General features: G+C 61.5%; 18 protein-coding genes and 6 tRNA genes. 14 read left to right on the top strand and 10 right to left on the bottom strand.

The features are described 5' to 3' along the window. Window positions 1–23: 23 nt before the first annotated feature. A complete protein-coding gene (locus ACIN8IBEIGE_RS14790; RefSeq protein WP_160015325.1) occupies window positions 24–596 on the bottom strand; it encodes a hypothetical protein in 573 nt (190 codons plus the stop codon). Window positions 597–699: 103 nt separating this feature from the next. Here ACIN8IBEIGE_RS14790 and ACIN8IBEIGE_RS14785 point away from each other — a divergent pair, with 103 nt between their 5' ends. Further along, window positions 700–1,068, top strand: a complete 369-nt coding sequence (locus ACIN8IBEIGE_RS14785) for a hypothetical protein (protein WP_160015324.1) — start codon at window positions 700–702, stop codon at window positions 1,066–1,068. Here ACIN8IBEIGE_RS14785 and ACIN8IBEIGE_RS14780 read toward each other — a convergent pair whose 3' ends face one another. The 5 genes from ACIN8IBEIGE_RS14780 to ACIN8IBEIGE_RS14760 all read right to left on the bottom strand — a co-directional run bounded on the left by ACIN8IBEIGE_RS14780 (window position 1,069) and on the right by ACIN8IBEIGE_RS14760 (window position 4,732). After that, window positions 1,069–2,628 (bottom strand): beta (1-6) glucans synthase, encoded by a 1,560-nt coding sequence (locus ACIN8IBEIGE_RS14780; RefSeq protein WP_160015322.1) that lies wholly within the window; start codon window positions 2,626–2,628, stop codon window positions 1,069–1,071. Window positions 2,629–2,734: 106 nt separating this feature from the next. After that, window positions 2,735–2,959: a DUF2061 domain-containing protein gene (locus tag ACIN8IBEIGE_RS14775; RefSeq protein WP_090384199.1), complete on the bottom strand. Its 225-nt coding sequence runs from the start codon at window positions 2,957–2,959 to the stop codon at window positions 2,735–2,737. Window positions 2,960–3,309: 350 nt separating this feature from the next. After that, window positions 3,310–3,386, bottom strand: a tRNA-Pro gene (locus ACIN8IBEIGE_RS14770). A 9-nt stretch (window positions 3,387–3,395) separates the two neighbouring features. Continuing rightward, window positions 3,396–3,471: transfer RNA gene (locus tag ACIN8IBEIGE_RS14765), tRNA-Asn, on the bottom strand. 64 nt (window positions 3,472–3,535) lie between these two features. After that, window positions 3,536–4,732, bottom strand: coding sequence for an amino acid aminotransferase (locus ACIN8IBEIGE_RS14760; protein ID WP_160015321.1), 1,197 nt, complete (start codon window positions 4,730–4,732; stop codon window positions 3,536–3,538). Window positions 4,733–4,908: 176 nt separating this feature from the next. Here ACIN8IBEIGE_RS14760 and uvrB point away from each other — a divergent pair, with 176 nt between their 5' ends. Next, window positions 4,909–6,924 carry an excinuclease ABC subunit UvrB gene (gene uvrB / locus ACIN8IBEIGE_RS14755; protein ID WP_160015320.1) on the top strand — a complete coding sequence of 672 codons (2,016 nt, stop codon included), beginning with the start codon at window positions 4,909–4,911 and terminating at the stop codon, window positions 6,922–6,924. 235 nt (window positions 6,925–7,159) lie between these two features. On the opposite strand, the gene ACIN8IBEIGE_RS14750 is transcribed toward uvrB, so the two are convergent. The 3 genes from ACIN8IBEIGE_RS14750 to ACIN8IBEIGE_RS14740 form a co-directional block, all read right to left on the bottom strand. Continuing rightward, window positions 7,160–8,059, bottom strand: coding sequence for an EamA family transporter (locus ACIN8IBEIGE_RS14750; protein WP_160015319.1), 900 nt, complete (start codon window positions 8,057–8,059; stop codon window positions 7,160–7,162). Window positions 8,060–8,128: 69 nt separating this feature from the next. Beyond that, window positions 8,129–9,619, bottom strand: coding sequence for an MDR family MFS transporter (locus ACIN8IBEIGE_RS14745; protein WP_178124397.1), 1,491 nt, complete (start codon window positions 9,617–9,619; stop codon window positions 8,129–8,131). 49 nt (window positions 9,620–9,668) lie between these two features. Beyond that, window positions 9,669–10,718 (bottom strand): HlyD family secretion protein, encoded by a 1,050-nt coding sequence (locus ACIN8IBEIGE_RS14740; RefSeq protein ID WP_160015317.1) that lies wholly within the window; start codon window positions 10,716–10,718, stop codon window positions 9,669–9,671. Between the two features lie 107 nt (window positions 10,719–10,825). On the opposite strand from ACIN8IBEIGE_RS14740, the gene ACIN8IBEIGE_RS14735 reads away from it, so the two are divergent. From ACIN8IBEIGE_RS14735 to ACIN8IBEIGE_RS14700, 8 genes are all read left to right on the top strand, one after another. Beyond that, window positions 10,826–11,746, top strand: a complete 921-nt coding sequence (locus tag ACIN8IBEIGE_RS14735; RefSeq protein ID WP_160015315.1) for a LysR family transcriptional regulator — start codon at window positions 10,826–10,828, stop codon at window positions 11,744–11,746. A 32-nt stretch (window positions 11,747–11,778) separates the two neighbouring features. Continuing rightward, complete coding sequence (gene gltX / locus ACIN8IBEIGE_RS14730; RefSeq protein WP_160015314.1) at window positions 11,779–13,260, top strand: glutamate--tRNA ligase; 1,482 nt, start codon at window positions 11,779–11,781, stop codon at window positions 13,258–13,260. A 289-nt stretch (window positions 13,261–13,549) separates the two neighbouring features. After that, window positions 13,550–13,625: transfer RNA gene (locus ACIN8IBEIGE_RS14725), tRNA-Ala, on the top strand. A gap of 63 nt (window positions 13,626–13,688) precedes the next feature. Continuing rightward, window positions 13,689–13,764, top strand: a tRNA-Glu gene (locus ACIN8IBEIGE_RS14720). A gap of 51 nt (window positions 13,765–13,815) precedes the next feature. Continuing rightward, window positions 13,816–13,891 (top strand) — tRNA-Ala (locus ACIN8IBEIGE_RS14715). A 63-nt stretch (window positions 13,892–13,954) separates the two neighbouring features. Next, window positions 13,955–14,030, top strand: a tRNA-Glu gene (locus tag ACIN8IBEIGE_RS14710). 241 nt (window positions 14,031–14,271) lie between these two features. Next, window positions 14,272–14,811 carry a TetR/AcrR family transcriptional regulator gene (locus ACIN8IBEIGE_RS14705; RefSeq protein WP_160015313.1) on the top strand — a complete coding sequence of 180 codons (540 nt, stop codon included), beginning with the start codon at window positions 14,272–14,274 and terminating at the stop codon, window positions 14,809–14,811. A 10-nt stretch (window positions 14,812–14,821) separates the two neighbouring features. Beyond that, entirely contained in the window at window positions 14,822–15,661 is an 840-nt protein-coding gene (locus tag ACIN8IBEIGE_RS14700) for an alpha/beta fold hydrolase (RefSeq protein WP_160015312.1), read from the top strand. Here the strand turns inward: ACIN8IBEIGE_RS14700 and ACIN8IBEIGE_RS14695 are convergent. Beyond that, window positions 15,631–17,502, bottom strand: coding sequence for a diguanylate cyclase (locus tag ACIN8IBEIGE_RS14695; protein WP_178124361.1), 1,872 nt, complete (start codon window positions 17,500–17,502; stop codon window positions 15,631–15,633). The genes ACIN8IBEIGE_RS14700 and ACIN8IBEIGE_RS14695 overlap by 31 nt on opposite strands. Window positions 17,503–17,587: 85 nt before the next feature. On the opposite strand from ACIN8IBEIGE_RS14695, the gene ACIN8IBEIGE_RS14690 reads away from it, so the two are divergent. The 4 genes from ACIN8IBEIGE_RS14690 to ACIN8IBEIGE_RS14675 all read left to right on the top strand — a co-directional run bounded on the left by ACIN8IBEIGE_RS14690 (window position 17,588) and on the right by ACIN8IBEIGE_RS14675 (window position 21,311). After that, a complete protein-coding gene (locus ACIN8IBEIGE_RS14690; RefSeq protein WP_160015310.1) occupies window positions 17,588–18,268 on the top strand; it encodes a 6-phosphogluconolactonase in 681 nt (226 codons plus the stop codon). A gap of 101 nt (window positions 18,269–18,369) precedes the next feature. Continuing rightward, the gene (edd, locus tag ACIN8IBEIGE_RS14685; RefSeq protein WP_218579725.1) at window positions 18,370–20,178 is read left to right on the top strand and encodes a phosphogluconate dehydratase; all 1,809 of its coding nucleotides are present in this window, start codon (window positions 18,370–18,372) and stop codon (window positions 20,176–20,178) included. A gap of 36 nt (window positions 20,179–20,214) precedes the next feature. After that, window positions 20,215–20,865, top strand: a complete 651-nt coding sequence (locus tag ACIN8IBEIGE_RS14680) for a bifunctional 4-hydroxy-2-oxoglutarate aldolase/2-dehydro-3-deoxy-phosphogluconate aldolase (protein ID WP_160015308.1) — start codon at window positions 20,215–20,217, stop codon at window positions 20,863–20,865. Then, window positions 20,862–21,311, top strand: a complete 450-nt coding sequence (locus ACIN8IBEIGE_RS14675) for a thioesterase family protein (protein ID WP_160015307.1) — start codon at window positions 20,862–20,864, stop codon at window positions 21,309–21,311. Before ACIN8IBEIGE_RS14680 ends, ACIN8IBEIGE_RS14675 begins: the two co-directional genes overlap by 4 nt. The last annotated feature ends 42 nt before the right edge of the window (window positions 21,312–21,353 follow it).

The raw sequence follows: 21,353 nt of genomic DNA, 5'->3' as shown, positions 1-21,353 counted from the left end.
AGCGCCATGTCAAAAGCCGATTTCTAGGGCAGTACCGCCAACTGCTCGACCCAGATCAGCTCACAGGCGCCGTCGCCGGTGTCTTCACGGCTCAGTGAGCTGGTCCAGCGATAGCCATCATCACCGTCGATTCGTACCAGTTGCCCGCTCAGGCGAATCTGCTGGCCTTCTTTGAGCCCTGCCAGGGTGCTGGCTACTTCAGGGGTGGCTGGTATCAGGTGCATATTGGCGCTGTTGATCTCAATCTGCCGGCGCTCGATCGGCAGTTGCTCGGCGCGCCAGAAATACCAGCGGTTGCGCTGGCTGATGCTGATATGGCGCAGCACCTCGGGGTCGGCCATTGGCCCCCAGCCGAGCGCCAGGTCAGTCGGTGAGAGCTTGGCGCCGCGGTCGAAGTAGTAGTCTTCGCGGCCTAGAATGCGTGCTTCCAGCTGGAAACTCTCCAGTCTGCTGACCGTGTGTTCCGCCACGCGCCAGCTGCCGCTGGACAGTGGCGCGCTGGGCGGCAGACTGCTGGGAGTGGGCAACAACATGACCCACAGCATCCAGAGGCCGAGCAGGCTTGCGGTGATCAGTATCAGGCGACGTATCAGCATGGCTGGATTCTAGCTGCAGAGACCGCAAGGGGCGATCTCGGGGGGTGTTATCCGTGACGCGGCGGCTTATTCTACGCAGCCTTTTTACCTGCCTGAGTTACCTATGTCCCGTTATCTGCCCCTGACTGCTCTGCTGATCGCTGCAGCCCTGTGTCTGGCGCTGAGCTTTGCACTGCGTTACCAGTTGATGGAAGGTGCGCAATGGGTTGGTCTGTGTGTCGAGGCCCCGCAGCAGTTGGCCTGCCAGGTACGTGCGAGTCTGGGCTGGTTGATCCACTTTCGGGTCTTGGCCTGGGCTGCGCTGATCTGTGCCGTGCTGGCGTTTGTGCTGCCCGGCGTTTGGGGCAAGCGCTTGGCGGTGCCAGCATTGCTGATCGCTCTGCCGGCTTTGGTGTTGTACAGCGCCAGCCTCGCGGTATTTGCCGTTGTGCTGGCACTGCTGCGCTGGGTGCGTGCGCCGCGGAGCGCCTGATCAGGCGGTCTGCGTTTTAACCCGCAGGCTGCGCCATAGAGCCGCCACCAGCAGCACGCAGGTCAGCGCCCAACCCAGGGCCTGCCAGTTGCTCAGGGTTTCCTGGTACAGCTGCGGCGCAATGCATGCGCCGATCAGCAGGGCGAGCAGGGCGACTTCACGGCGATAGCCGCCCACCGGACGGCACAGATAGACCAGTGCCGGCAGCAACAGTGCCGCACTGGGGAAGCTGCGGTAGCGCGCATCCACTACCAGCGCGAGCATCATCACCGCCCCGGCAAAGCCGCTTAGGGCCAACCACAGTGCGCCCTTGCTATGCAGCCAGTTGAATAGCCGTTCACGCCAGCCCGTCTGCTGGCTGAGCAGCAGGGCGGCGTGGGCCAGCACCAGCAGATTCAGTACAAGCAGTGCGCCGGCCCAGAGCCATTCGCCAAGGTAACGGCTGGTGACCAGCGTCAATTCAGCAAACAGACCGATACAGCCGGCGCTCAGCGCCGCCAGCAGCGGCAGCAACAATGCAGTGCGGGGCGAGTGCGGCCGGCCGGCCAGCAGTAGAGTGGCTGCTGCAAGGGCCAGGCTTAAGGTCAACCAGGCCGGCCAGTGCGGTAGATTGGATACGGAACCGGCGAGGATTGATTTATCCTGGCGATCAGCGTCATACAGGCCCCAGTAACCACCCACGGCGCCTTCGCTGACGCGCTTCCACGGCTGATCGAACGCCTCGATCAGGTTATAGCGCCAGCCGTTCTGCTCGGCCATGGCGACAAAGCCGCGGATGAACTTGGCCTGGTTGACCAGGCTGGGCACGGCGGTTTCACGCTGGCGGCCTTCGCTCGGCCAGCCGGTTTCGCCGATCAGGATGTCCTTGGGTGCATAAGCGTTGCCAAAGGTCTGGCGCACCTCGGCGACCTCATGCAGCGCGCTCTCGATACCGGCGGGATTGTCTTCCCAGTAAGGCAGCAGGTGGATGGTGATGAAGTCCACTGCGGGGGCGACTTCCGGGTGCTTGAGCCAGAACTCCCAGACATCGGCATAGGTCACTGGCTGCTCGATCTGCGCCTTGACCTGTTCGATCAACGCCACCAGTTGCTGCGGGGTGACTTCCTTGCGCAGCAGCGCCTCGTTACCGACGATCACCGCCTGCACCACGTCCGGGTTGGCGTTGGCGATTTTCACCAGGCCGGCAATCTCAACCGCAGTGTCGGCCGGGTTACGGCTGACCCAAGCACCGGCAATCAGTTTCAGGCCATGTTTGCGGGCCATGTTCGGCAGTTCTTCCAGGCCGGTCACTGAATAGGTACGCAGGCACTCGAAGCGTTCGGCCAGCAGCGCCAGATCCGCCTCCATGCGCTCGGGGCGCAGTTGCATGGGCTGATCGAAGGGTGATTGGTCTTTGTCGAAGGGCGTGTAGGACGCGCACTGCAGCTTGTGCGTGGGCGTTGCGGCATCCGCCAGTTCGACCGGTTGGCCAATGCCAAACCACAGACCGAAAAGCGCCAGCAGGCCAAGCAGGCAGGCAAACACGTAAGGCGCAGCAGGGAAGCGAGAAATAGCAGGCATGATCGGGCGCGTATGGTGGCTGAGCCGCGCATAGTAGCGGATTGGCTCAGCACCTCGCTGGCTGTTTTTACGCCCTGCTCAAAGGGTTGGCCGTAGCTTCAAGCGCCTATGCCTGATGATGCAGCCAGGCATGTTTGGGGTGAGCAGCGGCACCTGTCGAACGGCCTTCGATGCGCTGCCAGACCTTCTCGTGAAAGTAGAAACCCACCGAGTTGCAAAGCGGTTCGATGGCTGCCACCAGACCGCTGGCCGCGATGCTGCCGGTCAGCGCGTACGTGACGGCAAAGGCGATACAGAAGTGCATCAAGGTAAAAGTCAGAGTCTTGAGCATGGCGCGCCTCGAGCGAGAATGATTCTTTATTGAGGTGCAGCCTAGTTGCTCAAGTTCGATTGGTAAAATGTTGTGCTTGAATGGCTTTAATAGTTTTTGACGATTTATTAGCTGGCTGGCCATGTAGCCGTGAACAAATAAATAGCCAATAAAAAACTGTCTGGAACAGCTTTTAACCACGCGCAGCGACGGCACGAAGGGTGGCTGCCTGGATGACAAGTAATAAAAAACCCGCACTAGGCGGGTTTTTACTTTCAAGCAGGCTTGAAAGGGTGGTGCATGTGGCTTTCTGGCCCATGAGTAATCGGTTAAACACCAATTGCTCTACCAGCTCAACCAACGACCAAAAATGGTCGGGGTAGGGGGATTCGAACTCCCGACATCCTGCTCCCAAAGCAGGCGCGCTACCGGACTGCGCTATACCCCGATGAACTATTGGCTCCGCGACCTGGACTCGAACCAGGGACCCAATGATTAACAGTCATTTGCTCTACCGACTGAGCTATCGCGGAACAACGGCGCGTATCCTACTGATTAGAAAGGGGAAGTCAATACCTTATCGACTTCCCCAGTGACTCAGAGAACCGCAGCAATGGCCTGAGTAACGGCGGGCAAGTTGCGCTGGTTCAGCGCGGCGACGCAGATGCGGCCGGTGCTGACGGCGTAGATGCCGAACTCGGTTTTCAGGCGCTCAACCTGCTCGGCGGTAAGGCCCGAGTAGGAGAACATGCCGCGCTGCTGGGCAACGAAGCCAAAATCGCGTTTGCAGTTGAGCGCCGCCAGTTGCTCGACCATGGCCATGCGCATGCCGCGAATACGCTCGCGCATGCCGGCCAGCTCTTCTTCCCACAGGGCGCGCAGCTCAGGGCTGTTGAGCACGCTGGCGACCACAGTGGCACCGTGGGTCGGTGGGTTGGAGTAGTTGGTGCGGATAACGCGTTTGGCTTGTGACAGCACGCGGCCGGCTTCTTCCTGGCTGCCGGTGACGATCGACAGAGCGCCGACGCGCTCGCCGTACAGCGAGAAGGACTTGGAGAACGAGCTGGAAACGAAGAACGGGATGCCCGCTTGAGCGAACAGGCGCACGGCAAAAGCATCCTGCTCGATACCGTCACCAAAGCCCTGGTAGGCGATGTCGAGGAACGGCACGTGCTCACGCTCGCGCAATACCTCCAGTACGGCTTTCCAGTCGTCCAGCGACAGGTCGACACCGGTCGGGTTATGGCAGCAGGCGTGCAGCACGACAACCGAGCGCGCAGGCAGATTTTTCAGGTCTTCGAGCATGCCGGCACGGTTAACCCCATGGCTGGCTGCGTCGTAATAGCGGTAGTTCTGTACCGGGAAACCGGCGGACTCGAACAGCGCGCGGTGGTTTTCCCAGCTCGGGTCGCTGATGGCGACCACGGTGTCGGGCAGCAGGCGCTTAAGGAAGTCCGCGCCGGTTTTCAGTGCGCCGGTGCCGCCGACGGCTTGAGTGGTGATCACTCGGCCAGCGGCAACCAGCTCGGAGTCAGCACCCAGCAACAGTTTCTGCACAGCGCTGTCATAGGCGGCAATGCCCTCAATGGGCAGGTAACCACGCGGGGCGTGGGCTTCAATCCGGGCTTTCTCGGCTTCGGCTACGGCGCGCAGCAGGGGAATGCGGCCTTCCTCGTTGTAGTAAACGCCAACGCCCAGGTTGACCTTGGTCGCGCGGGTGTCGGCGTTGAATGCTTCATTGAGGCCCAGGATGGGGTCGCGCGGAGCCATTTCGACGGCAGAGAACAGACTCATGGATGCGGCAGCTCGCAGAGGAGAAGTTGAGTATCAGGCAACACCCTGCTAGGGGTTGCGTAAGTGGGCCGGTAGTATACCGGCGCATAACCTGTGCTGCGACAGCAGGCACACGCTTTTCACCGGTTTTGACGTAGGCTTTCAGGCCGCGTCACAGCCGCTTGTCGAGGTCCGTCATGTCCGAGTTTCAATTGGTCACCCGTTTCCAGCCGGCCGGCGATCAACCCGAGGCTATTCGGCAGATGGTCGAAGGTCTGGAAGCAGGCCTTTCACACCAGACACTGCTCGGTGTAACTGGCTCGGGCAAGACCTTCTCCATCGCCAACGTGATTGCCAAGGTGCAGCGCCCGACGCTGGTGCTGGCACCGAACAAGACCCTCGCCGCGCAGCTGTATGGCGAATTCAAGAGCTTCTTTCCAAACAACGCGGTGGAGTATTTCGTTTCCTATTACGACTACTACCAGCCGGAAGCCTATGTGCCGTCGTCGGACACCTTTATCGAGAAGGATGCCTCGATCAACGACCATATCGAGCAGATGCGCCTGTCGGCGACCAAGGCGCTGATCGAGCGCAAGGACGTCATCGTGGTCTGCACCGTGTCGTCGATCTACGGCTTGGGCAGCCCCGAGGAGTACCTGAAAATGGTGCTGCACCTCGATCGGGGCGACAAGATGGATCAACGCGCGCTGCTGCGTCGGCTGGCCGAGTTGCAGTACACGCGCAACGACATGGACTTTGCCCGCGCCACCTTCCGAGTGCGTGGTGATGTGATCGACGTTTTTCCAGCGGAATCGGACCTCGAAGCCATTCGCGTCGAGCTGTTCGACGACGAGGTGGAGAGCATCAGCGCCTTCGATCCGTTGACCGGTGAGGTGATCCAGAAGCTGCCGCGCTTCACTTTCTATCCCAAGAGCCACTACGTCACCCCGCGTGAAACTCTGCTGGAGGCGGTGGAACACATCAAGGTCGAGCTGCAACAGCGCCTGGACTATCTGCGCGGGGCGAACAAGCTGGTGGAAGCGCAGCGCCTGGAGCAGCGTACGCGCTTCGACCTGGAAATGATCCTCGAACTGGGTTATTGCAACGGCATTGAGAACTACTCGCGCTACCTCTCTGGCCGTCCGTCCGGCGCGCCGCCACCGACGCTGTACGACTACCTGCCGGACGAGGCGCTGCTGGTGATCGATGAGTCCCACGTCTCGGTGCCGCAGGTTGGCGCGATGTACAAGGGCGACCGCTCGCGCAAGGAAACCCTGGTCGAATATGGCTTCCGCTTGCCATCGGCGCTGGATAACCGGCCGATGCGTTTCGAGGAATGGGAAGCGGCTAGCCCGCAGACCATCTTCGTGTCTGCCACACCCGGACCTTACGAGGCCGAGCACGCGGGGCGGGTGATCGAGCAGGTGGTGCGGCCGACTGGTCTGGTTGACCCGCAGATTGAGGTGCGTCCGGCGCTGACCCAGGTCGATGATCTGCTTTCGGAAATCCACAAGCGCGTGGCCATCGAGGAGCGCGTACTGGTCACCACGCTGACCAAGCGTATGGCTGAGGACCTGACGGACTACCTGGGCGATCACGGGGTCAAGGTGCGTTACCTGCACTCGGACATCGATACGGTAGAGCGGGTCGAGATCATTCGTGACCTGCGCATCGGTGCATTCGACGTGCTGGTCGGCATCAACCTGCTGCGCGAAGGCCTGGATATGCCGGAAGTGTCGCTGGTGGCGATTCTCGATGCCGACAAGGAGGGCTTCCTGCGCAGCGAGCGCTCGCTGATCCAGACCATTGGCCGCGCGGCGCGCAACCTCAACGGCAAGGCGATTCTCTATGCCGACCGCATGACCGGCTCGATGGAGCGTGCGATTGGTGAAACCGAGCGGCGGCGTAACAAGCAGATCGCCTTTAACGAAGCTAACGGCATCACCCCCAGGGGGGTGTTCAAGGATGTTCAGGACATCCTCGAGGGCGCAGTCGTGCCCGGCGCGCGCAGCAAGAAGCGCAAAGGCATGGCCCAGGCCGCCGAAGAAAGCGCGCGTTATGAGAACGAACTGCGCTCGCCGAGCGAGATCACCAAACGTATTCGCCAACTGGAAGAGAAGATGTACGCCCTGGCCCGCGATCTGGAGTTCGAGGCGGCGGCGCAGCTGCGCGATGAAATCCACAAGCTGCGCGAGCGCTTATTGCAGGTTTAACTGGCTGAGTGGTGGGGCTTTATGTGGGAGGAGCTTTAGCCGCGACAGGGTGTTATTTGGTTCGCGGCTAAAGCCCCTCCCACCATACCCTTGAGAAGCTGTTTACGATCTCGCGAGCTAGAGATAAACGGTGGCGAAAAGGGCCGAGGAAGCGGAGTTTACTGGCTGTAAATGAGCATTCCGAGGCCATTTTCAACGCCGTTTAGCCGACGCGCAGCAGATCGTAAGCAACTTCTTAGCGCCGGCCGAAGATAATCAGTACTACGCCGCCCAGCGTAATGCCGCAGGCCAGCATCGCCAGCAGGCTCAACCGTTCGTCCAGCAGCAGGTAGCCCAGCAGCAACGCCACCACCGGGTTGACGAAGGCGAAGGTCGACACCAGGCTCGGCCTGACCTCGCGCAGCAGCCAGAAATACGCCGGGTACACGCCGAGGCTGACCGGCAGTACCAGATACGCCAGCCATAGCCAGGCATTAGCGCTCATCGCGCGTAAGTCGAGTGCCTGCCAGTCGCCGTGCCATAGGCCGAACAGCGCCAACAGCAGCGCACCGATCAGCATTTGCAGGCTCAGCCCCAGCCAGCTGGAGCGAAACGGCGGTCGCTGACGCATCAGCCAGGCACCGCCGGCCCAGAGCAGAGTGGCAAACACCACCAGCAAACCGGCGAACCACTGTTCGATAGAAGCGCTGTGGTCCAGGCCGTTGTTCATCAGCAGTACGATGCCGCTGCAGGCCAGGGCCAGGCCGCACATCACCCACAGTGGCGGGCGCTCACCGAGCAGCCATTCCAGCGCCACACTCCACAGCGGCAGGGTGGTGTAGAGCATCGCCAGCATGCCGGTGGGCAGATACTGGTTGGCGTAAATCAAGGCGCCCTGGCCGACTGCAATCAATGCCAGACTACCGATCAGCACACCGCCCCAGTCGCTGCGCTGCATGCGCAGTTGCCCACTGAGCAGTACCCAGGCCAGCGCCAGTATTCCGGCAATCGAGAAGCGCAGGCTGCCGATCACGAACGGCGGCAGCTCCAGCAGGAGGAAGTGATTGGCCAGGTAGGTGGTGCCCCAACCGATATAGATAGTGGCAAAGGCAATGACCAGCAGCAGGCTGCGGGCGGGGGAGGAGCTCGTGGGCATGAACAACCTGAATGCAGGATGCGCCGCCAGGCGGCGCGAAATAATTAGAATTGGGGGCGGTCGCTGGCTTCAATGAGCCGCGCCGCCGGTGGCGCCGGCAGGCAGTTTGCGCGTCAGTAGCACCGCCAGCATGCTGATGCCAAGGGCGATGCCGATGCAGTGGAAGGCGTCATTGTAGGCCATGATCGCCGCCTGCTGATGGGTGATTTCGCTGAGCTTGGCCAGGGCCGCCTGCTCGCTACCGAGCTTTTCGGTCAGCAATGCCAGGCGCTCGGCAACCTGCGGATTGCTCGGCACCAGGGCTTCGCGCAGGTAGTCGAAATACACCTTGGCGCGGCTGTCGAGCAGGGTGGCAAGCAAGGCAATACCGATGGCTCCGCCGAGGTTGCGCAGGATGTTGAACAGACTTGACGCCGAGCCGGCATCCTGCGGCAGGGTGTAGGCGGTGGCGATCAGTGAGATGGTCACCATCACCAACGGCTGGCCGAGTGCACGCAGAATCTGGATATGGTTGAACTGCTCGCCAGCGAAGTCCGGATTGAGTACCCCGGAGAGGAAGCTGGCGCCGCCGAACAGGCCAAAGCCCAGGGCGCACAGCCATTTCGGCGAGATCTTCTTCATCAGCAGCGGCACCAGCGGAATCAGAAACAGCTGTGGCACGCCCATCCACATGATCACTTCGCCGATTTGCAGGGCGTTGTAGCCCTGGATCTGCGCCAGGTACAGCGGCAGCACATAGATCGAGCCATACAACCCCATGCCCAGGCCGATACTGGAAATGCTCGACAGGCCGAAGTTGCGCTCGCGCAGCACGCCGAGGTTGATCAGTGGGTTGGGCCGCGAGATCTGCAGGATGACGAACAGCACCAGGCTGATCGCGGCCACGCTGCCCAGCCCGCTGATCAGGCTGGATTCCAGCCAGTCCTTGCGGTGGCCTTCTTCGAGAAACACTTGCAGGCAGCCCAGGCCCATTCCGAGGGTGACGATGCCGGCGTAATCGGTGCTTTTCAGCAGCTGCCAGTCTGCAGGCTTTTTTTCCAGGCCGTACATCAACCCGGCGATCATCAGCAGGCCCGGCGGCACGTTGATATAGAAGATGTATTCCCAGCCGAAGTTTTCCGTCAGCCAGCCTCCCAGGGTCGGTCCGATCGACGGGGCGAAGGTGGCGGTCAGGGCGAACAGCGCCATGCCCTTGGCGCGGTGGTGTTCCGGCAGCTTGATCAGGGTCAGGGTGAATGCCAGGGGGATCAGCGCGCCGCCGGTAAAGCCCTGCATGGCGCGAAACACGATCATGCTTTCCAGGCTCCAGGCCATCGAGCAAAGCAGCGAGGAAGCGAGGAAGCCCAGTGACACCCACACCGCCAGGCGGCGTGCCGAGAGCAGCTGCACCAGCCAGGCAGTGAGCGGGATCATGATGATTTCCGCCACCAGATAAGAGGTGGAAATCCACGAGCCTTCCTCCAGGGTCGCCGACAGCGCGCCCTGGATGTCCTTGAGTGAGGAGTTGGTGATCTGGATGTCCAGCACCGCCATAAAGGCCCCGAGCATCACGCTCATCACCGCAACCCAGTCGCGTCGGCTCGGTTCGCCGGTGGGGCGAATCAGCGCATCAGCCGCCATGTTGTGCTGCACTGGCGATATCGACCTTGACCTCAACCGACATACCCGGACGGATCAGGCCCTTGAGCGGGTTGTCTGCAGCAAAGGTCAGCTTCACCGGGATGCGCTGCACCACCTTGGTGAAGTTGCCGGTGGCGTTGTCCGGCGGCAGCAGGCTGAACTGCGCTCCGGAGGCCGCGAACAGGCTGTCGACCCGGCCTTCGATCGGTGTGTCGGGGAAGCTGTCGAAGGTCAGCTTTGCTGTCTGCCCAGAGCGCATGTGGCCGATCTGGGTTTCCTTGAAGTTGGCCTGGATCCAGATGTCCTGATCCGGCACCAGTGACAGCAGGTATGCACCAGTCTGCACGTACTGACCGTGGCGTGCGGCGCGCTGGCCGACAAAGCCGCTGATCGGCGCGCGGATTTCGGTACGGGCGATATTCAGCTCAGCCTGAGCGAGGTCGGTGCGTGCACTGCTGATCTGTGCTTCCAGGCGTTTGATTTCGGCGTGCAAGGTGTTGACCTGTTGGCGCTGTGCCTGCAGGTCGGCTTGCGCTTTGCTCACTTGCGAGCGGGCGATGCGGCTGTCGGCGGCCAGGGTGGTGACGCGTTCTTCGGAGACGAAGCCGGGTTTGCGCAGGGTCTGTGCGCGGGACAGGTCGATCTGCGTGCGCCCCAGGGTGGCCTGGCTGGCTGAAACGTCGGCTTGGCTAGCGGCAATCAGACTGGCCTGCTGATCCAGGGTGCTGCGTGCTTGGCTGAGTTCGGCTTCACGGGTGGCCAGGGTCGCTTCGGCGCGCTGTTTGGCCAGTTGGAAGTCGGTGCTTTCCAGCACCAACAGCAGTTCACCCTGTTCGACGTGCTGGTTGTCCTGCACCAAAACCTGCTCGATGCGTGCGCCGAGCTGGCTCGAAACGCGGGTGATTTCCCCCTGCACGTAGGCATTGTCAGTGCTTTCGAGGTGGCGGCCGACCAGCCACCAGTGGCCGAACAGGCTGGCGACGATCAGGGTGAGGAGGGCCAGAAAGATAAACAGGCGGCGTTGCAGTTGGGCAGGCATGGCAGGTGCTCGGGTGCGGGCAAAAATTGTAAGCGAATTTAACAGTGTTCCTTTCTCGCCTGTAGTCGCTAGACTTCAGAAACTTTGTTGCTTATAGGGAACAATTAATGGGGCTGGATGATGCGCTGATCTTCACTCGCGTGGTCGAGTGCCACAGTTTTACCCAGGCGGCTCAGGGTCTTGGGATGCAGAAGTCGACCGTCAGTCGGCGCATTGCCCTGCTTGAAGAACGCTTGGGTGTGCGCCTGATCAATCGCACCACGCGCAAGTTGCGCTTGACCGAAGTGGGGCAGGCTTATTACGAGCGTTGCCGGCAGATCATGCTCGACTTCGCCGAAGCCGAGCAGGCGGTGATGCAATTGCAGCTGGCGCCTGCGGGCCTGTTGCGCATCTCTGCGCCAATCGAATTTGGCCAGCTGTTTCTCGGCCGGGTGCTGGGCGATTTCATGCGTCAGTACCCGCAGATCACGGCGGAAGTCGAGCTGACCTCGCGGCGCGTTGATCCGGTCGAGGAGGGCGTGGATATCGCCATTCTGGTAGGCCAACCGCAGGACTCCACCTTGATCGCGCGCAAGGTCTATGAGACCAGTCGCCGTTTGTATGCCAGCCCGGAGTATCTGGCCCGGCATGGTACGCCGCAGACGGTTGCCGAGCTGGCCGGACACCGCGCCGTGTTGCTGCCGCATGATTCGATGCGTTACTGGCCGCTGGAGGGGGAGAACATTGCCTGCCAGGGTGTGCTGTCGTGCAACAACATCACCTTTGCCCGCGAGGTGGCCATGGCCGGCGCCGGGATTGCCGGCCTGCCGATCATGATCTGCGAAGCGGCGGTGCAGGCAGGGCACCTGGTGGCGCTGCTCCCCGAGGCCCGGCTGCCGGCTGGCGAGCTGTATGCGGTCTACCCGTCTCGGCGCTTTCAGGCCATGAAGGTGAAAACCTTTCTCGATTTTCTGATTCGCAGTCTGCCGCTGTCAGCGGGTCGGCTGCTGGAGCCGTCCCCGGCAGGCCTGTTAACATCGCTGCCTTAATCCGCGTTCATTGCAACTCTTCGAGACTTTCCATGACCACCGTCCGCACCCGTATTGCGCCGTCGCCCACTGGTGATCCGCACGTAGGCACCGCCTATATCGCCCTGTTCAACCTGTGCTTTGCCCGTCAGCACGGTGGCGAATTTATCCTGCGTATCGAAGATACCGACCAGGTGCGCTCGACCCGTGAGTCCGAGCAACAGATCTACGACGCCCTGCGCTGGCTGGGCATCGAGTGGAGTGAAGGCCCGGATGTCGGCGGCCCGCACGGCCCGTACCGGCAGAGCGAGCGCGGGCACATCTACCAGAAGTACAGCGCCGAACTGGTCGAGAAGGGCCATGCCTTCCACTGCTTCTGCAGTGCTGAGCGCCTGGATAAAGTGCGTGCCGAGCAGATGGAAGCCAAGCAGACGCCACGTTACGACGGCCATTGCATGCACCTGACCGCTGACGAGGTGCAACAGCGCCTGGCCGCTGGCGAGCCGAATGTCGTGCGCATGAAAGTGCCGACCGAGGGCGTGTGTGTGGTACCGGATATGCTGCGTGGCGAAGTGGAGATCCCCTGGGATCGCATGGACATGCAGGTGTTGATGAAGACCGATGGTCTGCCGACCTATTTCCTGGCCAACGTGGTTGATGACCACCTGATGGGTATCACCCATGTGCTGCGAGGCGAAGAATGGCTGCCGTCGGCGCCCAAGCTGATTCTGCTGTACGAGTACTTCGGCTGGGACAAGCCGCAGCTGTGCTATATGCCGTTGCTGCGTAACCCGGATAAAAGCAAGTTGTCCAAGCGCAAGAACCCGACCTCGATCACCTTCTATGAGCGCATGGGCTTCCTGCCGCAGGCCATGCTCAACTACCTCGGCCGTATGGGCTGGTCGATGCCGGATGAGCGCGAGAAGTTCAGCCTCGACGAGATGATCGAGCACTTCGACATCAATCGCGTTTCCCTCGGTGGGCCGATCTTCGATCTGGAGAAGCTGTCCTGGCTCAACGGCCAGTGGATGCGCGAGCTGAGCGTCGAAGAGTTCGCTGCGGGTGCGCAGAAGTGGGCGTTTAACAGCGACTACCTGATGCAGATCGCCCCGCATGTGCAGGGCAGGGTGGAAACCTTTAGCCAGATCGCGCCATTGGCCAGTTTTTTCTTCGCTGGTGGGGTGGCCCCGGATGCGGCGTTGTTCGAGCACAAGAAGCTCTCGGCCGAGCAGGTGCGTCAGCTGATGCAGCTGATCCTGTGGAAGCTTGAAGCGCTGCGCCAGTGGGAAAAAGACAAGATCACCGGCTGCATCCAGGCGGTGGTCGAGCATCTGCAACTGAAACTGCGCGACGCCATGCCGTTGATGTTCGCTGCTGTCACCGGTCAGGCCAGTTCGGTATCCGTGCTTGATGCCATGGAAATCCTCGGTCCGGATCTCACTCGCTTCCGTCTGCGTCAGGCTATCGAGTTGCTCGGTGGTGTGTCGAAGAAAGAGAACAAAGAGTGGGAGAAGCTGTTGGCGGCCATCGCCTAATAACCTGCTTCGGATCTGCTGCGCGTCGGCGATACTGAGTTAAAAATGGCCCCGGAATGCTCATTTACAGCCCGTAAACTCCGCTTCCTCGGCCATTTTTGCCTTGTCTCGCTCTAGCTCGCGAGCTCCGAAGCAGGTTCTAAGCAGCTGGATGTCCCGTCCGGCCGTCGTTTTGGCGCGCCGGGATGGGGTAAGTGGTTGTTCTGTCAGCATAAAGAATGCTGATGTCGGTAAAAATTTTGTTGACAGGTGTGGGGCGTGCTCTTAACATGCGCCCCGTCCTTGAGATGGGGCTATAGCTCAGCTGGGAGAGCGCTTGCATGGCATGCAAGAGGTCAACGGTTCGATCCCGTTTAGCTCCACCATCTTCAAAGCCGCAAGGCTTGCCACAATCAGCTCATGTAGCTGGTTGGTTGTAGAAGGGTTACGTCCCCTTCGTCTAGTGGCCTAGGACACCGCCCTTTCACGGCGGTAACAGGGGTTCGAGTCCCCTAGGGGACGCCAGTTTGAAAAAGCAGTGCCAGTTTGGGCTGTGAGCCGAGAGGCGATAAATCTGGGGGTATAGCTCAGCTGGGAGAGCGCTTGCATGGCATGCAAGAGGTCAACGGTTCGATCCCGTTTATCTCCACCAATTTTGCAGTAGTTACAACTGCCACGGGCCAGCGTAAAGCTGGCCTTGTTTTTCGAAGGTTTCGTCCCCTTCGTCTAGTGGCCTAGGACACCGCCCTTTCACGGCGGTAACAGGGGTTCGAGTCCCCTAGGGGACGCCATTTTTGCCCGCTCTGCGGGATTTTAAAGGGTCATTCATTATTGAATGGCCCTTTTGTTTTTATGGCTTGTCATTCCTGGCGATCACCCTCTGGGTCGTCACTGTGCAGCGTTAAAAATTGCTCCAGGCAATTTTTTCTACCTCTTGAAGATTATTTCTCCAACCGATCAGCGGTTGCAGCGCAGGCTTGCTTGATTATATTTCGCCTGTAATATTATGGTTGTAATGTTACGGAGGCGAGCATGAGCAATAAGAAGGCGCAAACCCGCGAGCGCATCCTGGCCGCTGCCAGTGTGGCGTTGCTGCAGCGTGGCCCGGCTGAACCCAGCGTGGCTGAGGTGATGGGCGTTGCGGGTCTGACGGTCGGAGGCTTCTACGCGCACTTCGAGAGCAAGGACGCGCTGATGCTGGAGGTATTCCAGCAGATGCTCTGTCAGCGGCGGGAGCGCTTAGCGCTGCTTGATCCAGCCCTGTCTGCTAACGAGCGTCGGGTACTACTGGCAGCCTTCTATCTGTCACGCAAGCACCGAGATGCCAGTGAACAAGGGTGTCCGCTGCCCAGTTCGATAGGTGAGTTGGCGCGTATGTCGGATGGTTTTCGCGGCGTGCTGGCTGAGCATATCGAGCTGATGACGGCGCATCTTGCGGGCAGTCCTGAGGAAACTGATCAGGCGCTGGCCGATATTGCCTTGATGGTCGGAGGTCTGGCGCTGGCACGCGCGCTGGGCCCCGGTGAGTTGTCTGATCGAGTCTTGCGTGCCGCTAAATCGGCAATCGTTTGAGGATATGGCAATGAATAGCATGAGCTGGGTTCGTGGTTTCAACGCATCGATTGGCCTGCTGGCGCCGCATGCACTGGCCAGCAAGTTGCGCCGTGAGTTTATGACGCCGCATACCCTGCCGCCGCGGGACTGGGAACTGCCGCTGCTGGCGCAGGCCGAGCGCATCACGCTGCGTTTTGGTCTGTCCGCGCTGCGCTGGGGCAGTGGGCCGGCCGTGTTGTTGATGCATGGCTGGGAAGGGCGGCCGACGCAGTTCGCCGAGCTGATCAAGGCCCTGGTCAATGCCGGCTACGGTGTAGTGGCGCTGGATGCCCCGGCCCATGGTCGTTCGCCTGGACGTGAAGCCAATGTGGTGCTGTTTGCCCGTGCCTTGCTGGAGGCTGCCAGCGAGCTGCCGCCACTGAAGGCGGTGATTGGCCATTCCATGGGAGGCGCCAGTGCTTTGCTGGCCACCCAGCTGGGCTTGCGTACTGAGGCTTTGGTCAGCATTGCCGCGCCCAGCCGGATTCTGACCATGCTACGGCGCTTCTCACGCTACATGGGGTTGCCGCGTCAGGCGCGCGCGCACTTTGTCCGTCTGGTCGAAGAGAAAGCCGGAATACCCGCCGGCCAGCTTGATAGCGCGCACTACCAATTGGATTTCCCTGGATTGGTCGTGCATGCGGCGGATGACCCGATGGTGCCGTTCAGCGAGGCGGAGGCGATTCACCAGAGCTGGTTCGACAGCCGCTTGCTACGCCTGGAAAACGGCGGGCACCAGCGGGTGTTGGCTGATCCACGGGTCGTGCAGGCGGTGCTGGAGCTGCTGGAGTCGCTGAGTCAGACATCGTCCACGGCGCTGGCCTCGTAACCGACAACCCTGTTGCGCCCAGCAGCCTTGGCTTGATACAGCGCCTGGTCGGCGTGGCGCAGCAGCTGTTCGCGGTCGCTGCCGGCATCCGGGGTCAGCGTGTAGACGCCGATGCTCAGGCTCAGGTCGATACTCAAGCCCTGGTGCATGCAGGGATGACTGGCCAGGTCTGCACGCAGCTGCTCGGCCAGGTCCATTGCGCCAGCCTGATCGGTGTCGCAGAGCACGGCAGCAAACTCTTCGCCACCAAAACGTACCAGCAGATCGTTACTGCGCATGCGTTGTTGCATACGCAGGGCCGTGTGTTGCAGGCAGGCGTCGCCGACCAGGTGGCCGTGCTGGTCGTTGACCTTCTTGAAGTGATCCAGATCCATCATCAGCATCGCGAGCGGCCGTTGGCTGCGTTTGGCCTGGGCGAGCATGCGCTCCAGTTCTTCGTTGAGCACCTGGCGGTTAAATAACCCGGTCAGGCTGTCGCGGCGGCTGAGTTCGGCCAGCTGGCGGTTGGCGCTAGAAAGCTCCTGCAGAGCATGCTGCAAGGATGCAGTGCGCTCTTCCACCCGGGCTTCAAGGCCTTCGTTGATCTGTTGCTGCAGATCCAGGCTTTTTGCCTGCTCCATACGCAGTTGGTGCTCGTTGGCGTATAGCTGCTCTTGAGCCAGTTGCTGGGCGTGTTGCGCCAGGCGAATGCGTGAGCCGAGGGCAATCGAAAAAATTACCAGTTCAAGCAGGCTGCCGATCTGCTGCGCGTGCAGGGTCAGTAGCGAATTGGCGATCAGGCCGGTGCCGCTGAGCACGCTGAACAGGCTGGCGATAATCAGGGCTGACCAGCCGAGGGCGAAGAGCTTGGCCGGCGGGTAGCCGTCACGCCAGCGTAGGACGGTGAAGATGCAGCCGGAAATCGCGCAGGCCAGCAGCAGTACAAAGCTGCCGATCAGCGCCACAAGGTAGGGCGCGGCAAGTGCCAGCATCATCACCAGCAGGCTGCTGCCGACCAGGCCGTAACTGACCCAGCTGTAGGCCCGGTGCTGGTTCTTGAGGTCGAGCACGCCATAGGTGAACAGCACGCCGAACAGGGTCGCCAGCGCCGAGCTGAACGGGAAGCTCATCTGCTGCCAGGTTAATGACTCGGGCCAGAGCCACTGCAGGGCAAAACCCAGCTGGATGAACTGGTACAGGCTGAAACTGGCGACAAACAGGCTGTACCACAGGTAATTGCGGTCGCGGGTGATGATAAAGATCGACAGGTTGTAGATCATCATCACCAGCAGGGCGCCGAAGAACAGACCTTGTAACAGCAGCATAAGTTGTTCGTGCAGGTTGAATGCGTGGGTGCTCATCAGGCTGGCACTGAGGTTGGCCGAACCGTCGGTCTGCATGCGCAGGATCAGCTCGCGCTCTTCACCGGCAGCCAGGCTGAATGGCAACACCAGTTGGCGGTGATTGACCCAGCGGTGATGGAACGGCCGCTGATCGCCGGCCTGGTATACCCGGCCGTCTTCCAAGCCATAGGCGTCCAGGGTGTCGAGCAGCGGATTGCCGATCAACAGTACCCAGTTGATGGTGGTGTCGGCTGGATTGTGCAGGCTGAAACGCAGCCAGTAGGCGTGTGTGCTGTAGCCGAAACTGGCGTCACGACGGGCCACCGGTTGCCAGGCCGATTCAGGCAGCTGGCGAACACTGTGAATGTCCGCCAGGCCTTCGGGGTCTGACCACACTTGCATGACCGGGCCCGGCAGCAGCGGCGTGTCACTGGCCAGCAGAGGTAGACTGGTGGCCTGCGCCAGTATCGGCAGCAACAGCAGTAGGAGTACGCGCAGCAACACAATCAAAAGAGGCATTCCGTGGCAAGGATGTTGGCGGACACGACAAAGGTGCATTATTGCGCGGCCTTATGACATACCGATAGCTTAGCCGGGGTTGCTTATGAGCCAAAATTTGCTGCATTGCCACGCTGAGCGCGATGCTTGCCTGCACGCGCTAGCTGACGACCTGTCGGCGCAAATTCAGGCCACGTTGGCGCAACAGTCCCGCGCCGGTTTGGTACTGCCCGGCGGCAGTAGCCCGCAGGCTTTGTTGCCCTTGCTGGCGCAGCAGCTGGACACTCAGTGCATTGACCTTAGCCCCAGTGATGAGCGCTGGGTGCCGGCGCTGGCGGCTGAGAGTAACTGGCAGTTGTTGCATCAGGGGTTGCCGCAGGCCAATTGCCTGGATCCGCGCCAGGGCGAAACGCGGGCGCAGGCTGCGTTGCACTGGGGCGAGCAACTGGCGCAGTGGTCGCCGTTTAGCGCGGTGCTGCTGGGTATGGGTGAAGATGGCCATATCGCCTCGCTGTTTCCCTGTATGCCTGGCCTGGCGGGCGCGCTTGATCCGCTGGCTAGACCTGCAGCCTTGCCGGCCTTGGCGCCGCAAGAGCCGCGTGAGCGGTTGTCGCTGAACCTGGCGATGCTGCAGCGTGGCCAGTGGCTCGGCTTGCTGGCGTTTGGCGAGCGTAAACGCGGGTTGATTGATGCTGCGTTGGCCGATCAGCCCTTTGCCCGCGAGTTGCCCCTGTACGCCTGGCTGCAACGCAGCCCGTTGCCGGTGCATATCTACTGGGCACCCTGAGAGCAGTTGCGGTCTGCTGCATAAAGGCTCTGTTGCGTTACAGCAGCGGCTAAGCCGTTACACTGCAAACCTGTACCTCGCCGAGAAAGGGAATAGTCATGTTGCATCCGGTTGTTGAGCAGGTGACCGCCGCACTGGAAAAGCGTTCGGCCAAACGCCGGGAGCGCTATTTGCAGCGCCTGACCCTGGCCGCCGCACGCACCGCACATCAGGCCCTGGGGTGCTCCAACCTGGCCCATGCCCTGGCTGCGCAACCTGATGATGCGCGGCTGATCATGAAGCAGGGCGGCTCGCCGCATGTGGCGATCATTTCCAGCTACAACGACCTGCTCTCGGCCCATGCGCCGCTCAGGGACTATCCCGAACGCCTGAAAGTGGCGCTGGCCAAGGCCGGCGCAACCTCGCAGTTCGCCGCCGGGGTGCCGGCCATGTGCGATGGCATTACTCAGGGCGAAGGCGGCATGCAGCTGTCGCTGTTCTCCCGCGACCTGATTGCCCAGGCTGCTGCCATCGGCTTGACCCACGGTATTTTCGATGGCGCGCTGTATTTGGGGGTGTGCGACAAGATCGTCCCCGGCCTGCTGATCGGTGCGCTGCATTTCGGGCATCTGCCGGCCGTATTCGTGCCGGCCGGTCCCATGCAGTCGGGGCTGCCGAACAAGGAAAAAGCCGCCGTCCGCCAGCGCTACGCCCGCGGCGAAGCCAGTCGTGATGAGCTGCTGGCTGCCGAGTTGGCTGCCTACCACCAGGCCGGCACCTGCACCTTCTATGGCACCGCCAATACCAATCAGCTGCTGATGGAAGCCATGGGCCTGCACGTGCCGGGCAGCGCCTTTATCCATCCCTACACGCCGCTGCGCGATGCCATGACCGATGAAGCCGCGCGCCTGGTGGCGCACAACAGCCGTCAGGGCGAGCGCTATCTGCCCGTCGGTCAGCAGATTGATGCGCGGGCGCTGATCAATGCGGTGGTGGCTCTGCTCGCCAGCGGCGGCTCGACCAACCATACCCTGCATCTGCCGGCCATCGCTCGAGCGGCTGGTTATGAACTGAGCTGGGATGATTTCGCCGCGCTGTCCAAGGTGGTGCCGCTGCTGGCGCGGGTTTATCCCAATGGTGCGGCGGATGTTAATCAGTTTCAGGCCGCCGGTGGACCGGCCTGGTTGCTGCGTGAGCTGCTCGGTGCCGGCCTGTTGCATGACGATGTCGCCACCGCTGCCGGGCATGGCTTGCGTGCTTACACCCGCGAGCCCTGGCTGGAAGGCGAACGCCTGGCCTGGCGCGAGCTGCCTGTACAGAGCCCGGCGCCGGATATTGTCCGGTATGTTGCTGAGCCTTTTGCAGAAGAGGGTGGGTTGGTGCTGCTGACCGGCAACCTGGGGCGCGCCATCCTGAAAACCTCGGCGGTGGATCCGGCGTTCTGGCATATCCGCGCCCAGGCACGGATCTTCGATTCGGAAGCGGCCGTGCAGGCTGCCTACGGTGCGGGTGAGCTGCAAGGTGACCTGGTGCTGGTGGTGCGCTTCCAAGGCCCACAAGCCAACGGCATGCCTGAACTGCACAAACTGATGCCCTTGCTGGCCAACCTGCAGCAAGCCGGCCAGCGGGTCGCGTTGATTACCGATGGGCGCATGTCCGGGGCTTCGGGGCAGGTTTCCACAGCCTTGCATGTAACCCCGGAAGCCGCTGCCGGCGGCCCCTTGGCGCGGTTACAGGATGGCGACTGGCTGGTGCTGGATGCACAAAACGGATTGCTGCAGGTAGAACTGAGCGAGCAGCAACTGGCCGCACGGCCATTGGCGTCTGCCAGTGCCGAGTTGGAATTGGGCTATGGTCTGGAAATGTTCGCCGCGCAGCGCCGCCTGGTCGGCTCGGCAGAGCACGGTGCCAGCAGCCTGTTTGAAGACTGAACGCGACGATTGAATCTTGAGAGCGGGGAGCAAGGCATGAGCCTGACGATGGATGTGGTGCTGCAACAGGCCCGCCCGGTATTGCCGGTGTTGGTAATCGACGATATCAGCCTGGCGCTGGACCTGGCCCGCGCGCTGCACGCCGGCGGCATTCGCGTGCTGGAAGTGACCCTGCGTACGCCGCGGGCACTGGATGCGCTGGCGGCGATGCGCAAGGAGTTGCCGGACCTGTTGGTCGGCGCCGGCACCCTGATTCATGCCGAACAGTTCAGCGAAGCCCGCGACGCTGGGGCGCAATTTGCCGTCAGCCCAGGCTGCACCGAACGCCTGGCGGCGGCGGCGGAAGACTCTGGCCTGCCGTATTTGCCGGGGGTGATGACACCCTCGGAAGTGCTGCTGGCGCTGGAGTATGGCTATCGCTCACTGAAACTGTTTCCGGCCAACGGTGCGACCAGCATCAAGATGCTCAAGAGCTTCAAGGGGCCGTTCACCGGCATTCGTTTCTGCCCAACCGGTGGGGTGACCCCGGATAACCTGCTGAGCTTTCTGCGCCTGCCCAATGTGGCCTGCGTGGGCGGCACCTGGATCGCGCCAAGCAACCTGGTGCGCGCCCGCGCCTGGGATCAGATCACCCAGCTGGCCGCCGAGGCGCGCGCCCTGGCCGGTAGCCTGGAGCAGCCGGCATGAGTTGGGAGCTGAGCAATCCATTTGTCATCGATATTCAGGTGACGGCCGAGGACATCGACGGCCTCGGCCATGCCAACAACGCGGTGTATGTCAGCTGGCTGGAGCGTTGCGCCTGGCGCCATTCGCAGTTTCTCGGGTTGGACCTGGCTGAGTACCGTCGCCTCGATCGCGCCATGGCCGTGCTGCGCCATGAGATCGACTACCTGGCCAGCGCCTATGAAGATCAGCAGCTGCAGATGGCCACCTGGATCGTCGAGTCCGACCAGCGCCTGAAGATGGATCGGCGCTTTCAGCTGATTCGCCCGGAAGACGGCGTGACCCTGCTACGGGCGAAAACCACTTTTGTCTGTATCGAGCTGTCCAGCGGCAAGCCCAAACGTATGCCAACGGAGTTTGTTGAGGGTTATGGCGCCGCCTTGCAGCCACCTTTCCCGATGGAGCTGTGACGCGCCGTTGGGCTAATGCCTGAGCGTTTCACCATTACGCCG

Source organism: Pseudomonas sp. 8BK (assembly GCF_902506475.1).
Lineage (GTDB): Bacteria > Pseudomonadota > Gammaproteobacteria > Pseudomonadales > Pseudomonadaceae > Aquipseudomonas > Aquipseudomonas anguilliseptica.
This window is presented reverse-complemented; position numbering and strand designations above follow the sequence as displayed.

What these genes read in the sequence shown, in the direction of transcription:
- ACIN8IBEIGE_RS14790 (WP_160015325.1), bottom strand. Translation starts at nt 596, where the DNA reads ATGCTGATACGTCGCCTGATACTGATCACCGCAAGCCTGCTCGGCCTC.
- ACIN8IBEIGE_RS14785 (WP_160015324.1), top strand. Translation starts at nt 700, where the DNA reads ATGTCCCGTTATCTGCCCCTGACTGCTCTGCTGATCGCTGCAGCCCTG.
- ACIN8IBEIGE_RS14780 (WP_160015322.1), bottom strand. Translation starts at nt 2,628, where the DNA reads ATGCCTGCTATTTCTCGCTTCCCTGCTGCGCCTTACGTGTTTGCCTGC.
- ACIN8IBEIGE_RS14775 (WP_090384199.1), bottom strand. Translation starts at nt 2,959, where the DNA reads ATGCTCAAGACTCTGACTTTTACCTTGATGCACTTCTGTATCGCCTTT.
- ACIN8IBEIGE_RS14760 (WP_160015321.1), bottom strand. Translation starts at nt 4,732, where the DNA reads ATGAGTCTGTTCTCTGCCGTCGAAATGGCTCCGCGCGACCCCATCCTG.
- uvrB (WP_160015320.1), top strand. Translation starts at nt 4,909, where the DNA reads ATGTCCGAGTTTCAATTGGTCACCCGTTTCCAGCCGGCCGGCGATCAA.
- ACIN8IBEIGE_RS14750 (WP_160015319.1), bottom strand. Translation starts at nt 8,059, where the DNA reads ATGCCCACGAGCTCCTCCCCCGCCCGCAGCCTGCTGCTGGTCATTGCC.
- ACIN8IBEIGE_RS14740 (WP_160015317.1), bottom strand. Translation starts at nt 10,718, where the DNA reads ATGCCTGCCCAACTGCAACGCCGCCTGTTTATCTTTCTGGCCCTCCTC.
- ACIN8IBEIGE_RS14735 (WP_160015315.1), top strand. Translation starts at nt 10,826, where the DNA reads ATGGGGCTGGATGATGCGCTGATCTTCACTCGCGTGGTCGAGTGCCAC.
- gltX (WP_160015314.1), top strand. Translation starts at nt 11,779, where the DNA reads ATGACCACCGTCCGCACCCGTATTGCGCCGTCGCCCACTGGTGATCCG.
- ACIN8IBEIGE_RS14705 (WP_160015313.1), top strand. Translation starts at nt 14,272, where the DNA reads ATGAGCAATAAGAAGGCGCAAACCCGCGAGCGCATCCTGGCCGCTGCC.
- ACIN8IBEIGE_RS14700 (WP_160015312.1), top strand. Translation starts at nt 14,822, where the DNA reads ATGAATAGCATGAGCTGGGTTCGTGGTTTCAACGCATCGATTGGCCTG.
- ACIN8IBEIGE_RS14695 (WP_178124361.1), bottom strand. Translation starts at nt 17,502, where the DNA reads ATGCCTCTTTTGATTGTGTTGCTGCGCGTACTCCTACTGCTGTTGCTG.
- ACIN8IBEIGE_RS14690 (WP_160015310.1), top strand. Translation starts at nt 17,588, where the DNA reads ATGAGCCAAAATTTGCTGCATTGCCACGCTGAGCGCGATGCTTGCCTG.
- ACIN8IBEIGE_RS14680 (WP_160015308.1), top strand. Translation starts at nt 20,215, where the DNA reads ATGAGCCTGACGATGGATGTGGTGCTGCAACAGGCCCGCCCGGTATTG.
- ACIN8IBEIGE_RS14675 (WP_160015307.1), top strand. Translation starts at nt 20,862, where the DNA reads ATGAGTTGGGAGCTGAGCAATCCATTTGTCATCGATATTCAGGTGACG.